We start from the raw sequence: 14,519 nt of genomic DNA, 5'->3' as shown, positions 1-14,519 counted from the left end.
TTAAGAGCTTTGCACATCTTCTCTATAGGTGCAACTTTTTATCCAATACCTCACTTTTGCCAACACGCTTATCAATATTTTCCTCCCTTTTTTAGTTTTTACACCAATTTTTATTTACTCTATAACAACCTGTGCCGCGCTCTTGACATTCTTCATTTCTGTTCTTCAACCTCCTTTACCTATCCCTTCCTCTTCCAGAATGATCACTTTTCTCTATTTGCTCATTTGACGAAGCACGTAACTGAATCATCATTTTTTCAACCCGTGAACGTCCTGCAAAATTTTTAGGCATTGTATCAAGAAAACTTTGTAAAAACTGCACTGCCTGCGCCGTTTTTCCAGCTTGATGAAATGCATCAGCCAACAAAAGACGCGGATAAAAATCTGTTGGCGCTAAATCTACTGCTTTTTGAAAAGCTCTTTGTGCCTCTTGCGTTATCACTCCCCCTTCATAACCAACCAACGCTAAACCATATCCTACAAGCCTTGGTGCTGTTTCTCCATTTAAGCGAAGGGCATCTAAATAAGTATTCACAGCTTCTTGAAAATAGTTTTCTTCAAGATACCCTACCGCTAACGCATCGGCTAGCTTACCATCATGAGGAGAGCGAAAAAAAAGCACTTGCAGACGAACAAGCTTTTCTTGCTTACTGAGAAGTTTAGGATTCTTATCCATTAATTCGCTAAAAAAATAACTTTTTACTTCTGGATTGCCTGTCAACCCATAGATACTCCACGTCATAAGAAGAACAAACAAAACACTTAGTGTTTTAAGAATATTTCTTTTTTTATAATGCCTATAAAGCTTACGAGACTCAACCGTATGGATATGACTTCTATAATCATTCATGGTTTGGACTTGGCACTGTTCCTTTACCCCATCGTCAAAATGTAGTGAAAGAAAAAGAATAATTGCCAAAAAAGTGAGAAAAAATGCTGCAAAAATGTGTAAGAGCATATCATTTTTTTCCAATACAAACAGAAGATAACTCGCTTACCTTTACCCTCTTCACGAGAAGAGTGATGTGAAATGATAAAAATTCATCTTTTTATGAAGAACATCGTAAAATCTATTGTTCATTTTTCTCAATAGATCAAACAAGGCTTTATTTTCATAGTTTGATTATAAATACGGATCTTCTGAAATCCCTCCCTCCTTTTTTTATTGTCTAAATATTTCTTTACAAAGTTTATAGACATTTTCTGTTTAAGGAGAAGATATGTTATTCTCCCATTTTGGGTAATAAAACTTTTGTACACAACCCCCCCAAGACAGAACGCGATAAAAAGAGAGTACCACCATATTCATTAACCATATCTGCGACAATAGCTAACCCTAAACCTGTCCCCGGTTTACTTTCATCAAACCGCCGCCCTCTTTTTAACGCTTCATCAATTTTATCTTCTGTTAAACCAGGACCATCATCTTCAACAAAGATACTAAAATATTTTTCTTCTTCAAGGTTTTCTTCTAAATAACAAGAGATCAACACCTTTGCGCGAGACCACTGAGTAGCATTTTCAATCAAATTCCCTATAATTTCCTCTAAATCTTCCTTTTCACCAGAAAAAACAATATCATCAACATCCATAATAAATTCAATTTGTTTGTCAGGATTAAGCTTTTTCATAACCCGCACTAAACGATCAACCACACTGCGAACAGATGTATGATAGACAATACTATCGCATTGTGCAGCAATTCGCGCCCGCTGAAGATAACGATTGATTTGAGCTTGCATGATTTGCGTTTGCTCTCTCAACAAACAAGCCTTTTCTCCGCGCATCTTATCTGTCTCATTCATAATCACGGACAAAGGTGTTTTCAATGAATGTGCGAGATTACCAACCTGTGTGCGAAATCGCTCAATAATACGCTGATTATTCTTAATGAGAGCATTCATCTCTTGAACAAGCGGCATCACTTCGCTGACTAAATCGCTATTCACATAGTGAACTCTTCCTTCTCGAATATCATTCAATGCGCGTCGAATAAGCTTCAACGGTTGAAAACTAAAGAAAATAAGAGCAATATTAATCAGAACACTCCCAATACCAAAACTCCAAAGAAAAATTTGCAAAGTTCGCTTAAATTCCTTTACTTGAGCATGCGCTTCATCAATATTTCCAACAAGCCGAAAACGTGCAATATGATTTTTACTATCAAGAACAACATCACTCTCTATGACTTTTAGCTTTTGGCCATTGTTTCCCTTTATTCGATAAGAGCGAAAGAATTTATTGTCAAAAGGTATATCAACATCGCTGGGTGTAAAGATCTCTCCTGTTCCCAATGAGGGGGAAGTCAATCTTCCTTTTAAATTATGCGATATCGCAACAACTTCCCAATACCATCCCGTTGTTGGATCAGCATAACGAATATCATCAATTCCAGCTCCTCCTTTCAAAGTGTTTTCCGGTGAAACCGTTACTGTTGCAATCAAACTGTAGAGTTGAGCAGAAAGGATACGCTCTAGGCTTTCTTCAGTTGAACGCTTATAAAATAAAATACTCACTGCAGAAATTGATAAAAGAGAAATAACAACCCATAGAGTTGATAAGATCATAACACGTAAACTGAGCGATCGCGTAATGACAAAAAAGAACTTCTGAAACCAATTATCCTCTTTGAAAACATTCATTCATCACCTAGCGTTCTCACGCGATATCCCATACCTCGAATAGTCTCAATCAAATCCACGCCAAGCTTCTTGCGTAACCGCCCTACAAAAACTTCCACTGTATTTGAATCCTTATCAAAATCCTGATCATAAAGATGTTCGGTCAACTCTGTTCTTGAAATGACCCTATCACAATGATGCATGAGATAGGACAGAAGTCTGAATTCATAAGAGGTTAGTTTAATCAATTGACCATCCACAAAAACACGGGATGTCTTTGTATCCAACAAAACATTTCCACAACATAAGGCACTTGTTGCATGTCCTGTCGCACGACGAATAAGTGCCCGCAAGCGCGCCATCACTTCCTCCAAATGAAATGGCTTCACAACATAATCGTCAGCCCCTGCATCAATACCGAGTACCTTATCAGACCAACGATCTCGTGCCGTTAGCATTAAAACAGGCATAGTGCGCCCTTCTTGACGCCACTTTTCAACAACACGAATACCATCAATCTGCGGTAAACCTATATCAAGTATTACCGCATCATAAGACTCTGTATGCCCTAAAAAATAAGCCTCTTCACCATCGAAAGCACTATCGGAAACATATCCTGCACGTCTTACAGCTTCTACCAATTGATGATTGAGATTTCGATCATCTTCGGCAATTAAAATACGCATGACAATATCTACCAAATGCTAATCGGCGGGAACCACAACCTCAACGCGTCGCAACTTTTCACCATTATGGGCTGGAATAACAACTACAATTGCACACATATCTCTTCCATCCTGAGCAACCAGTTTTGAACGGACGAGAACCCCCTTCTCCTGAGTTGCAACCTTCTTACCCACCACAGCGCAACCAGCAGCCATAACAGAATCGGCTCCTAAAAAAGATGCTATTATCACGAACAAGAAAAATTTTTTCATCATAGATATTTCAATAACCTATCTTCTTAATCTTCTGATAAGATAAAAGAAATAATGTTTTTTTTCAGGTCAATTTAAAAACCAAAAATGAAAAATAATTTATCCTCTGTCTTACAGAATAACGTATTAATATTACTCCAAATTTTTAAAAACTCAAAATAAAATATTTTTAATCATGACAATAAAGTTTATTGGATAAAATAATAAAAGATTAATACACAATCTTACAAAAAATGAATAATTCTCCAGTAAACTCTTTCTCTTTAGCACTATAGAAAAAAAATACTTCTACTCCATATAAATTTTATAGATTTGTTTGGTTTTATTGCTTTGCCATAGGCTCTTTTTAAATGTTTAAATTTTTTAAAAAAAAGAAAGGACAACAGCATAAGCCATTTCACAGTCCTTCTCTCATCGAATTAGATGCACGATTAGATACAGCGCTTTATCGCATTCGTTCTGCAAACAGTTTTTTTTGGAATAAGGCAAAAATCATCTCACAAAATTTTCATCTTCAAGGATGGAAACGCTTTATCATTGAAGTTTTTGATGAAATACTCACATTAGGGTTGATAGGCTTTACTCTTTTTACCATTTTTGGCATTTCTGTTTTTGAACTAACCAAAACAGATTGGTCTTCTCCACAAAATTTTTCCATTCTTTTTCTCGATCGCTATGGAAATTCCATTGGTCATCGTGGTGCACTGCCGGCGATCTCTGTCCCCGTTGAAGAAATGCCTGACACCGTTATTAAAGCAGTTCTCGCTACAGAAGATCGTCGTTTTTTCGATCATTGGGGCATTGATTTTCAAGGGCTTACACGGGCAATTTCACAAAATATGCACGCTAAAGGTGTGGTGCAAGGTGGTTCAACGCTCACACAACAATTGGCTAAAAATTTATTCTTAACAAACGAGCGCACAATAACACGTAAAATCAAAGAAGCTTATCTTGCTCTTTGGTTAGAGGCAAATTTTAGCAAAAAACAGATTTTGCAACTTTATCTTGACCGTGCCTATATGGGAGGAAATAATTTTGGTATTGCAGCAGCAGCAAAATTTTATTTTGGAAAAAATATACGTCATATTTCTTTAAATGAATCGGCAATGTTAGCAGGGCTCTTTAAAGCCCCAACCAAATACGCTCCTCATAGTCATCTCTTTGCAGCTCAAACACGTGCCAATGTCGTCCTTTCTAATCTTGTTAACAGTGGCTTCATGACGGAGAGCCAAATTATCAACGCACATCGCCATCCTGCTAGGGCCCTTCCCCAAATAGACAATAATCAGCCTGACTATTTTCTTGATTGGGCATTCGAGGAAGTCAAAAAAATGCGTGATCAACTTCCAAGTCATCGTTTAATTATTCAAACAACCCTTGATCCAGAACTTCAAAAAGTAGCAGAAGAATCAATTGCCTATCATTTACATCAATATGGTCAACAATATCGCGTCACACAAGCCGCCACTGTTATACTTGACAATAACGGTGGTGTATGTGCAATTGTTGGAGGAGTGGATTATAAGAAGAGTCAATTTAACAGAGCAACACAAGGCGGCCGACAAACTGGATCTTCATTTAAACCTTATGTTTACGCAACCGCACTGGAACACGGTCTTTCACCTTCAACAATTGTTTCAGATGCGCCTATCAATTGGGGAGGATGGACACCTAAAAATAATTCTGGTCGTTATCTGGGAAAAATTGATTTGGCAACGGCTTTAGCCTTTTCCATTAACACAGTTCCTGTTTACCTCACCTATCAATATCTTCACCGCGATACAAAACCCATTATAGATCTTATCAAGAGTATGGGGATCAACGCGCATATTTTATCACACAAAACGATGGTTCTTGGTACTTCCAACATGACCCCCATGGATCAAGCAACGGGCTTTAATGTCTTTGCGAATGGTGGAATAGCTGGTAATCGTCATGGATTCACACAAATCAGAACACTCGATGGTCATTTAGTGTGGGATTTCGAGCATAACGGAAAAAAACTACACCGAGTTCTTAGCAGTCAATCAGCGGCTTATATAAACCAAATGATGGTGGGCGTCACAACACGAGGATCCGGTAAGCGTGCTGCTCTACCCATGACACTTGTTGCTGGAAAAACTGGAACATCACAATCCTATCGCGATGCTTGGTTTGTGGGCTTTACGGGTAATTATACTGGCGCAGTATGGATGGGAAATGATAACTTTTCACCCATGAATCGTGCTTTTGGGGGAGGCGTTCCTGCCATGATATGGCATCGCATCATGCTCGCTGCACACCAAAATATCATGCTCAAACAGCTCTACGGTGTTAAAGATTCTCTGCTTCCTTATCAGCCTCAAACACCCTCCTCCCATACAGATTCTGAATTTTTTTCCCCAATACCCTCTACGCTTTCTCCTGAAACATTGAACATCGTGCGCTTGATTAATAAAGATCTGAAAAAATCCTCTGCACTCTCTTTAAAAATAAAAACAACTGGAGATTCAACATTTTGAATTCAAAATATTCACTGATGCTTTTTAATATGACCATTTTCTTTTTTATCTTCGCTTTTTCCATTTTATGTGGAACACTGAGTGTCGACTATGTGCTCAATTCCTTTCCTCATTTTGGACGCTTTACAATTGGAAAATGGAGTGCGTACCCACAAGTAGGTACCACCAATATGGATCCTTACACCCGCGCCCGCACTGCCAAACAAGGCATTGTTTCACTCGGACGCACTGAAGGTATTCAATTCCAGATTTGGCAAGATAATCAAGGGCGTCCACTCCACCCTCACTGTCATTATTTGCTCAAAGGCACCATCCCTGAAACCCGTCTTTTTACCCTTTATACAGCTGATAAATCCCTTAAACCCTATATTTCATCAAAAGAAATACCTTTTGAACTCCACACGAACGCTATTACTTATGAGCATGATGGCGAATTGCGTATCCATATTTCACCTACACCGCAAGCTGGCAATTGGCTTGCAACCGTTAGTCAAAAAGAATTCGGGCTTATTCTTACCTTATACGATACCTCAATCATCTCAGCAACGGCATTAAAAAAGCTCACCATGCCCTCAATAGAACAAATCCCATCAGGACAAATAAATTGTGACTAGATTTATTCATACCGCACTGCTCGCCATCATTGGCGCTATTATCGTTCATATTTGCTTTCTCTTTCTGATCCCCACTTGGGCACAAAATAATATATGGACAAGCCTTAAAAAATCTGGAGCCCCTTATCAATTTGTTGATTTTACTCCCGATAATCCTATTCAACAATCTGCTGATCCACTCTTTCTTCTTAAAGTCTGCAGATTTAATCTTGAAAACGGACCTGTTCATTTAAAGGCTTTGAAAACACAACAATTTTGGTCACTGGCAGCCTACACACACAACGGAATTATTTTTTACAGCCTTAATGACCGAACAGCCCCTGATGCGACACTCGACCTTATCATTGGAAAACCCATACAAATAATAGAACTCAAAAAGTCAAAACCTAAAATAAATGCTAATTCAGTTTTAGTTGCTAAAAATTTAAATGAAGGTTTTGTCATTTTACGTATTTTTGCCCCCTCTTCCATTGCAAAAAAAGAAAGTGAAGCTTTTCTTTCATCAGCGACCTGCCACATATTTTATGAATAAAAATATCTTCACTTTTACAGCAACTTACTTTTTAGTAAAAACGAAACAAAACCTATCAAAGCAGTCATCTTTTTCCTCTATGAATTGAATATTCAAATTTAGATTTGTCTGATTTTGATCCCTCATTTTTTATTGAGTGCGATAAAGTATTTTCAATCCTCTCACAATAGCCCTTTATTGAAATACAACTCCGCCACACATGTATACCTACAGATGTATACAGAAAAAATCAGCCCATTGATTATCAAATATGAGATAGAATGAAATCTCTGTTAAACAATGTTATATTTGATAGGCATCATCCGATAAAAAACTGCACACAACTAGAGAAAAAAAGAAGGGTAAAGTTCTCAACAAATATACTGATACCAATAATAAAACTTGTTATTTGAGTTTATTGCTATTTATTGACAAACATTCTCCTAAAATTCAATCAATGACAGAACAAAGTGCTGTAAAAAACACTTATTCCCTTCAATGAAAGCCCTAAAACAATCGCTAAAAATTGATGAAATATCACGCATCCTTGATCTCAAAAATAAGTGCTTTACTTTTGTCTTATGAGCAAAAACTTTTGTAGGATATGTCATCTGAAAAAACTTTGCTTATAGTTTACAGTCGAGGGAAAAAACTTCATGAAGAAGAAATATGTTCGGTTAATTTCAAGAGCAGCGGTATGGTCCCCTCGATTTGGAGGATTAGCGTTTTTTATTTTATTATTTTCGGTCATCTTACAACGTTTTTCCGTCATTCATGTAACCGACTTTATAATTTTGACCTGTATCTCTACTGGCTGTGTGATTATTTCTGTTTTTCTCGCTATTAAAGCACTTCATAGTTTGTGGGTCTATGGAGCTCTGGGGGGAATGAAAGCTTTAAAAGGAATACTTTATTCACTCATAACTGCAACACCATTGGTATTATTTTTTGGACTTTGGTTTACCTTACCTGCTCTTTACGATGTTTCTACCGATACACAAAGACCACCGGCTTTTTTTCGCACAATGCGCCCCAGTGATGCTTTACCACTCAAAAGTGTTTTGCTTGAACAAGAAACATTACAAAGGTCACAATGGCCAGAAATGTCGGGGCGCCGTTATGATGGCGCACCTGAACGCATTCGCGAATCCGTTCTGAATGTTTTGGCTGCGTATGATTGGCCTATTGTAGCGCAACGAGAATTTAAAGGCGAAGAAAATGAGATTTATATTGAAACGAGAGCTAAAACTTTTTACCTCGGTTTTATTTCAGACATCGTGATCCGCTTAACTGATGAAGGTGATACCACCTTTGTTGATATGCGCTCTGCTTCTCGTTATTTACCAAAAGATTTAGGAACCAATGCTGCCTTTATTATCGATTTTATGGATGCCCTTGATACAGAAATCGCTTCACTTCCTCTCTCACAAGATGATGGATAAAAATCAAGAGAGATAAGGCACTTCATTTCATAAAAATTGCTTACTTTTCAATGAATATGATACATAAGAAAATAATCTTTTTTTTAATCTATAAACTAACAATCCTTATACAAAAGACAATAATCTCAAAACGACCCATTCTTGAAATAATTAAAAAGATTTAAAAACGGCAAATAAAAAACAGAAATATTGATGATAATATTAAACTCTCTTTCCAACTTTAATCAGTAAATATTTTTTAAAGATTAATAGTATATAAAATAATAAATAAATTATTATAAAATATTTATATCAAAATATTATTATATAAATAATTATTGTCCATATAAATAACGTAAACAAATAAAAACTGTTATAGACAATAATATAATAAATATAATGAACAAAAATGTGCTTAACAACATTTTTTCAAAATTTCTTTATTACTATAACCTTTAAATTTATAATGTAAAAACGCTGCATAGAAAAATATAAATAAAGAACATGTATAAGATAATAACTCTGCAATAATATGAATAATATCACTCATAAAAAAATCTTTAAAAATATATAAAATAATTATTGGAAATAAAGCTTATTTAAGGTGATAAAATATTTTATTTTAATATATAAATATATATATTAATAATTTTATATATAAAAAATTAATTTACTATAATAAATAACACTCATTCAGTACGAGTAATATTTTTAAATTCTATTATAATTATAATACATAAATTTAAATTATAATATATTATTTATTATAAAAAATTTACGAATAATACATTATAATTATATTCTTAAAATAATGTAATAACGTAATTCTATATTATTTTAAAATTCCTATATATTTAACTAATAAAATTCCAGAATAATATAATATAAAAAACCTAATTGTTATTAATATTGTCCTTTTTATACTCCAGTTCTCACCTTTAAATCTATTGTAAAAAAACATGGAAAATCCAAATACAATTGCTGTCACTAAGGAACTAATAAAAGTATACATAATAAAAAATCCAAAATAAAATATCTGTTATCATACACAAAAATATCCCTGAAATCAGTTTAGCCGTAGCTTTAAAGATGTTTATAATATCACTGATCTCAGAAATATCTTTATCGTTATTTTCTAAATAAATTAGAAACAGTGTTCCTCCATTTTACGGAGGGCATTGATTGTATTTATCTATAAAACCGCTAACAGCTCCTTCTAATCCGCCGCCTACTGCTCCACCGAGCGCACCAACAAGACCTCCAGAAGCTCCTGCTATTCCACCTCCTATTGCTCCTATCCCTCCCTTTATAGCAGCTGATTCAACGTAATCGCCTACTTGACAGCTCGGATTTGGATGACATTGATTATACTTATCTACAAAACCGTTAGCTGCTCCTGTTAATCCCCCGCCTACTGCTCCAGTGAAAGCACCAACAGGACCTGCCACTGAACCACCTAATGCTCCTCCTACTGCTCCTATCCCTCCCTTTATGGCAGCTGCTTCAACATAATCGCTTACTTCACAGCTCGGATTCGGATGAAATTGATTGTACTTATCTACCAAGGCATCACCAGCTCCTCCTATTCCGCCGCTTACTGCTCCACCGAGAAAGCCAGCACCTGCACCTCCTGGTCTAGCAATAGAACCTCCCGCTGCACCAGCACCACCTCCTAATACTAATCCTACAATGCCACCGTTACCTGCTTCTTGAGCATAAGCGTCTGTATTATGATCATCTTCTGGAAAAAGCCAACTGTGTGGTTGTGAGTTACTAATTGAATCATGTGATGAGCTTGAACTCCCCTATTTAAATCCTCCCAATATCTATTTAAAAAACTGCATCACAATGATACCGCGGGAACTATCATTATTATGCTGTCTAAAGAATGTCAAATATAAATTTAAAAAATATAAATATAAATAATAAATACATTATATTTATATTATATTCTCACAAACTGTATATTTCAATTAAGCAATAATAATATTTACAATACTGTTAAAATATACTACATCCATCGCTCTTTCTCTTAAACAAACATAAATTCAAATGAAGCATTCACAAGAAAAACCTGTAGCCTTCTCTTGGTTTACAAGAATAACAAAGAAATATATTTATTATGTCATCGAACTTAGTTGCGTTGCTGTTGTTTTGCGTTTGCTGGGTTTGGTAAATCCTTTTATTTTTCAAGCAATTATTGACCGCATTCTCCCTTTTCAGCGCCTTGAAAGTCTCTATGCTATCGTTGTCTTGATGGTTGCTATCATGCTTTTTAGTACCGCTCTTAGCACTCTATCAGGTTACCTAGGCACTTATTTAGCCAATCGGCTTACGCTAGAATTTGGACGGCGTATTTACACCCATCTTTTAAGCCTCTCCTTGTCTGTGTTACGTCATTGGAAAGTGGGGGAACTGTTTTCGCGTATTGGAGAGGTTGATACAATTCGCGGGTTTCTAACAGGAACCATCGCCACAACTGTCCTGAATGTTCTGTTTGCAATTATTTATCTTGCTGCACTCTTTTCCATTAGTCCGAAACTTACCTTTATTGTTCTTATCATTTTGCCCTTACAAATGGGCTCTTTAGCATCGGTTGGTCCCTTTTTACGCCGCCAATTACGTCGTACATTCCACTCTGCAAGCCGCCCATAAATCACGCCTTATTGAAAGCTTTACCAATCTTGAAGCCATCAAAGCACACGTAAAAGAATCTGCTCATACGATACGCATGCAAGAAACTTTAGCCCGCAGTCTCGATCAAAGTCTTACGACCAGTAAATTTCATCTTTTAAATGGAGCTTTAAGCCATATTTTTGGTGACATTTTTACCATTTTTATTATCTTTTTTGGTGCTCAGGCAGTGTTGCAAAATCAAATCACACTAGGACAACTTGTTGCTTTTCATCTTCTCGCTGGCAATGTTTCTGGTCCTATCTTAAGCCTTGCCTCCCTGTGGGAAGAATGGCAGCATTTGAAAATCTCTCGTCTTCGTTTGGGTGATATTCTTAACGCACCTTCAGAATGGGAAGAAGAAAAGCCCCCCTTCAACTCACCACAAGCCCTCAACTTGAAGCCCAAAATATCTGCTTTTCTTATGGAAAAACACCTATTGTTAACCATCTTGATATTTGTTTAAAGCCTGGGCAACCCATTATGTTGCTTGGTCCTTCAGGCTGCGGAAAATCAACCTTTGCGAAACTCCTTTGTAGTCTTTACCCTCCAACAAATGGACAGATATTGATTAACAACCAATCTATACAAAACTTTGATATCCGTAGTGTGCGCCAAACAATTGGGTATTTTCCTCAAAGTCCTTGCCTTTTTTCCGGAACCATTCTTGAAAATATGCTTCTTGCAAAACCAAATGCCTCTGAGAATGAAATCGTTGCTGCCCTTCATGCAAGTGCTTGTCATGATTTGATTTCTCAATTGCCGCAAGGGCTTCATACCCAAGTAGGCGAGCAAGGTGGCTTTTTATCAGGTGGACAACGCCAACGCCTAGCATTGGCTTGTTTTTTTCTCATCGAACCGCAGATTCTTATCTTGGATGAACCTACTTCCGCTCTGGATGACAGGGTCAGTGCACAAATCGTTGAACATTTATATAAACTTTCACAAGAGCGTATTGTTCTCGTCATTACCCACAAAAGTGATCTTTTTCCCAAGCATGCAACCGTATTAAATTTCTCTGATCTGGAGGCAAAAAATGGCAGATAAGGCTCCCCATTTGCGCCCTTTATCGCCAACACTTCATATGGTGGTTACTGTTTTGGTCGCCTTATTCCTTTTTATTGTCATTGGTAGTTTTATCACCAAAATAGAGATTGTTGCACGGGGACAAGGATCAGTTATTCCCACTTCCTATGTTCAACTTGTCCAAGCGCAAAATACAGGACGCATTGAAAAAATCCTCGTAAAAGAAGGGCAATTCGTTCATCAAGGGGACCTCCTTATTCAATTGGATCCGCGTGAAGCTTTAAATGAGCGCGCACGTGTCCAAGCCGATATCGCTCAACAGACCCTTCAAGGGCAAATTGCCGCTGCGATTTTAGCTGCCTTAAGTGAAAGAGATCCTTTGGATAAAGATTTTGTGACCAAAGGGCTCGCTTATTTGAAAATCTCTTCCTCTAGCAACAAAACAGCAAAAATGGAGGGAGAAAAACTCATCCATGCGACCCTTCAATCACTACAAGATAAAGTAAAAGCACTGAAAGCCCAAGCTGATCGTGTTACACGAAGCGGTGCTGTCCAATACGCACAATTGGATAGATTACGAGATGATCAACAATTAAGCCAAGAAAAGCTCAAAGCAGCCAAAAGCTTGATGGAAACAAAAGTCATCAGCCATTCTCTTTATTTAGAACGTTTACATGACTTTAAAAATGTGGAACATGAAATTTTAGCCAATCAAAGACGCTTGGAAGAAAATGCTGCTGAAATAGAAGCACTCCGTCAACAAAGACAAAGCCTTATTTCTGATGAAATCGCCCGCTATCGACAGCTTTCTCGTGAGACAGAACTCTCTCTTCAAAGCTTAAAAGCCAAACTTGACAGCAGCCAATATCGTCTTGACCACTTATCACTTTACGCCCCTGTTGATGGACGCATTGATGATTTAAGTATCCACACTTTGGGTGGCTTTGTAGAAGCGGGTAGAACTCTGATGCGTATTGTCCCTGGTTCAGGGGGGCTCATTGTTGAAGCGTTTTTTGATAATCGAGATATTGTTTTTTTAGAAAAAGGCCAACGTGCTTACGTAAAATTTTCTGCCTTTCCACCTGAACGCTACGGCGTTATCTACGGTACCGTTATGAATGTAGGTGCAACAGCGCGCCATCAACAAGAAATTAATGGTGTTTATGCTGTTTTAATCAAAATCGACCAAGATCACATCACTTTTAATCACCAAGAGCTTAAATTTATCCCTGGCATGACCGTAACAGCTGATGTAATTACTTCAAAACGGCGTCTCATTTCTTATTTCTTTGAACCTATTACCAAAGTTTTAGAACAATCCCTAAAAGAAAGATAATCTGTATGAATGAAACTCCATCACCCTCACTCATAAACCCAATAATGGCTTTAGGAGCTATGGTCGTTTTAATGCTTCAATCCCCCCTACACCGCCGTTGGCTAATCTGGGATATCGAACGAAACTTGAGAAGCAGCCTTACGGGTTGGGCAATACAAACTCTATCAAAATGAGCATGGGGAATTTTGCGCCTTTATCACTTGGGCTTTTTTAGATGAAAAAAATCATCAATCCATGCTTGAAAAAGGAGAGCTTTTGCCCAATGCTGACTGGCAGACTGGAAAATACGTATGGTTTATTGATTATGTAGCACCTTATGGCCATACTGCACATATTGTCCGCGACATGCAGCGGCATGTATTTCCTGATCAGCGTTATTTTTATGCTGTACGACGTAATGAAGATGGCGGAATACGAAAAATTGCTCGCTGGCGTTCCTATAACCCATCCAACTAGCTTTTATCTACTTAAGTGCGCCTCAATCATTTACACTCACTCTCTTAATAGAAAAGAATCTTTTAAAAGACTGTGTTGGCAATAATTATCAAAAAGAACCTTAGCATATTAGAGAATTAACGCGCTAAAATGAGTACTTATCAGTTTACCAGACTGATATCAATAGCAATAAATTGTTAAGAGATTCAATTCACTCTCAAAGCTTCCTAAAAATTCGACTTAACTGATTTTATTAAAGGATGGCTGGGGTATTGTTATCCCCATTTCTTCTAAAAAAGCTACTTTTAGAACTTCACTAGAATGGGCGGGATTATGCGTCATTTGTTTTCATTCCTTTCATCAATGGTAATCTTGATAATCAACAAGCTCCACATCTGTTCCGATAAAGCGAAAAATAACACGCCAATTTCCATTCATCTTAA

General features: G+C 37.0%; 15 protein-coding genes and 1 pseudogene. 10 read left to right on the top strand and 6 right to left on the bottom strand.

Annotated features, from left to right (window positions below; genetic code table 11):
- Positions 1–175: 175 nt before the first annotated feature.
- From T429_RS0101755 to T429_RS10760, 4 genes are all read right to left on the bottom strand, one after another.
- Positions 176–958, bottom strand: a complete 783-nt coding sequence (locus T429_RS0101755) for a tetratricopeptide repeat protein (protein ID WP_005773850.1) — start codon at positions 956–958, stop codon at positions 176–178.
- A gap of 265 nt (positions 959–1,223) precedes the next feature.
- A complete protein-coding gene (locus T429_RS0101750; RefSeq protein WP_005773851.1) occupies positions 1,224–2,642 on the bottom strand; it encodes an ATP-binding protein in 1,419 nt (472 codons plus the stop codon).
- Positions 2,639–3,307, bottom strand: coding sequence for a response regulator transcription factor (locus T429_RS0101745; protein ID WP_005773852.1), 669 nt, complete (start codon positions 3,305–3,307; stop codon positions 2,639–2,641). Before T429_RS0101745 ends, T429_RS0101750 begins: the two co-directional genes overlap by 4 nt.
- Positions 3,308–3,325: 18 nt before the next feature.
- On the bottom strand, positions 3,326–3,562 hold the full coding sequence (locus T429_RS10760; protein ID WP_026500833.1) for a hypothetical protein: 237 nt from the start codon (positions 3,560–3,562) through the stop codon (positions 3,326–3,328).
- Positions 3,563–3,909: 347 nt separating this feature from the next.
- Here T429_RS10760 and T429_RS0101735 point away from each other — a divergent pair, with 347 nt between their 5' ends.
- The 4 genes from T429_RS0101735 to T429_RS0101720 all read left to right on the top strand — a co-directional run bounded on the left by T429_RS0101735 (position 3,910) and on the right by T429_RS0101720 (position 8,627).
- A complete protein-coding gene (locus tag T429_RS0101735) occupies positions 3,910–6,060 on the top strand; it encodes a transglycosylase domain-containing protein (RefSeq protein ID WP_005773854.1) in 2,151 nt (716 codons plus the stop codon).
- Between the two features lie 17 nt (positions 6,061–6,077).
- The gene (locus T429_RS0101730; protein WP_005775033.1) at positions 6,078–6,674 is read left to right on the top strand and encodes a DUF1214 domain-containing protein; all 597 of its coding nucleotides are present in this window, start codon (positions 6,078–6,080) and stop codon (positions 6,672–6,674) included.
- Positions 6,667–7,206 (top strand): DUF1254 domain-containing protein, encoded by a 540-nt coding sequence (locus T429_RS0101725; RefSeq protein WP_005773857.1) that lies wholly within the window; start codon positions 6,667–6,669, stop codon positions 7,204–7,206. Before T429_RS0101730 ends, T429_RS0101725 begins: the two co-directional genes overlap by 8 nt.
- A 635-nt stretch (positions 7,207–7,841) precedes the next feature.
- Positions 7,842–8,627, top strand: a complete 786-nt coding sequence (locus T429_RS0101720) for a DUF1499 domain-containing protein (protein WP_005773858.1) — start codon at positions 7,842–7,844, stop codon at positions 8,625–8,627.
- Between the two features lie 1,145 nt (positions 8,628–9,772).
- Here T429_RS0101720 and T429_RS0101715 read toward each other — a convergent pair.
- Positions 9,773–10,171, bottom strand: a complete 399-nt coding sequence (locus T429_RS0101715) for a hypothetical protein (RefSeq protein WP_005773860.1) — start codon at positions 10,169–10,171, stop codon at positions 9,773–9,775.
- Between T429_RS0101715 and T429_RS10755 the strand changes: the two genes are divergently transcribed.
- From T429_RS10755 to T429_RS10975, 6 genes are all read left to right on the top strand, one after another.
- On the top strand, positions 10,155–10,319 hold the full coding sequence (locus tag T429_RS10755) for a hypothetical protein (RefSeq protein ID WP_154645781.1): 165 nt from the start codon (positions 10,155–10,157) through the stop codon (positions 10,317–10,319). The two genes, T429_RS0101715 and T429_RS10755, sit on opposite strands and share 17 nt — an antisense overlap.
- 339 nt (positions 10,320–10,658) lie before the next feature.
- Complete coding sequence (locus T429_RS11165; protein WP_005773861.1) at positions 10,659–11,261, top strand: ABC transporter transmembrane domain-containing protein; 603 nt, start codon at positions 10,659–10,661, stop codon at positions 11,259–11,261.
- Positions 11,203–11,745, top strand: a complete 543-nt coding sequence (locus T429_RS11160) for an ABC transporter transmembrane domain-containing protein (protein WP_005773862.1) — start codon at positions 11,203–11,205, stop codon at positions 11,743–11,745. The genes T429_RS11165 and T429_RS11160 overlap by 59 nt, the downstream gene beginning before the upstream one ends.
- A gap of 17 nt (positions 11,746–11,762) precedes the next feature.
- Positions 11,763–12,326: an ATP-binding cassette domain-containing protein gene (locus T429_RS0101700; RefSeq protein WP_005773863.1), complete on the top strand. Its 564-nt coding sequence runs from the start codon at positions 11,763–11,765 to the stop codon at positions 12,324–12,326.
- Positions 12,316–13,641, top strand: coding sequence for an HlyD family type I secretion periplasmic adaptor subunit (locus T429_RS0101695; RefSeq protein ID WP_005773864.1), 1,326 nt, complete (start codon positions 12,316–12,318; stop codon positions 13,639–13,641). Before T429_RS0101700 ends, T429_RS0101695 begins: the two co-directional genes overlap by 11 nt.
- A gap of 195 nt (positions 13,642–13,836) precedes the next feature.
- Complete coding sequence (locus tag T429_RS10975; RefSeq protein ID WP_244548672.1) at positions 13,837–14,097, top strand: toxin-activating lysine-acyltransferase; 261 nt, start codon at positions 13,837–13,839, stop codon at positions 14,095–14,097.
- A 339-nt stretch (positions 14,098–14,436) separates the two neighbouring features.
- Here T429_RS10975 and T429_RS10970 read toward each other — a convergent pair.
- A pseudogene (locus T429_RS10970) lies at positions 14,437–14,514 on the bottom strand (type II toxin-antitoxin system RelE/ParE family toxin); the annotation flags it as partial.
- Positions 14,515–14,519: the final 5 nt, after the last annotated feature.

It is taken from the genome of Bartonella elizabethae F9251 = ATCC 49927, assembly GCF_000518165.1.
Lineage (GTDB): Bacteria > Pseudomonadota > Alphaproteobacteria > Rhizobiales > Rhizobiaceae > Bartonella > Bartonella elizabethae.
The sequence above is the reverse complement of the archived record's forward strand: the minus strand, read 5'-3'. Positions and strand labels throughout refer to the sequence as shown.

What these genes read in the sequence shown, in the direction of transcription:
- T429_RS0101755 (WP_005773850.1), bottom strand. Translation starts at nt 958, where the DNA reads ATGCTCTTACACATTTTTGCAGCATTTTTTCTCACTTTTTTGGCAATT.
- T429_RS0101750 (WP_005773851.1), bottom strand. Translation starts at nt 2,642, where the DNA reads ATGAATGTTTTCAAAGAGGATAATTGGTTTCAGAAGTTCTTTTTTGTC.
- T429_RS0101745 (WP_005773852.1), bottom strand. Translation starts at nt 3,307, where the DNA reads ATGCGTATTTTAATTGCCGAAGATGATCGAAATCTCAATCATCAATTG.
- T429_RS10760 (WP_026500833.1), bottom strand. Translation starts at nt 3,562, where the DNA reads ATGATGAAAAAATTTTTCTTGTTCGTGATAATAGCATCTTTTTTAGGA.
- T429_RS0101735 (WP_005773854.1), top strand. Translation starts at nt 3,910, where the DNA reads ATGTTTAAATTTTTTAAAAAAAAGAAAGGACAACAGCATAAGCCATTT.
- T429_RS0101730 (WP_005775033.1), top strand. Translation starts at nt 6,078, where the DNA reads ATGCTTTTTAATATGACCATTTTCTTTTTTATCTTCGCTTTTTCCATT.
- T429_RS0101720 (WP_005773858.1), top strand. Translation starts at nt 7,842, where the DNA reads ATGAAGAAGAAATATGTTCGGTTAATTTCAAGAGCAGCGGTATGGTCC.
- T429_RS11165 (WP_005773861.1), top strand. Translation starts at nt 10,659, where the DNA reads ATGAAGCATTCACAAGAAAAACCTGTAGCCTTCTCTTGGTTTACAAGA.
- T429_RS0101700 (WP_005773863.1), top strand. Translation starts at nt 11,763, where the DNA reads ATGTTGCTTGGTCCTTCAGGCTGCGGAAAATCAACCTTTGCGAAACTC.
- T429_RS0101695 (WP_005773864.1), top strand. Translation starts at nt 12,316, where the DNA reads ATGGCAGATAAGGCTCCCCATTTGCGCCCTTTATCGCCAACACTTCAT.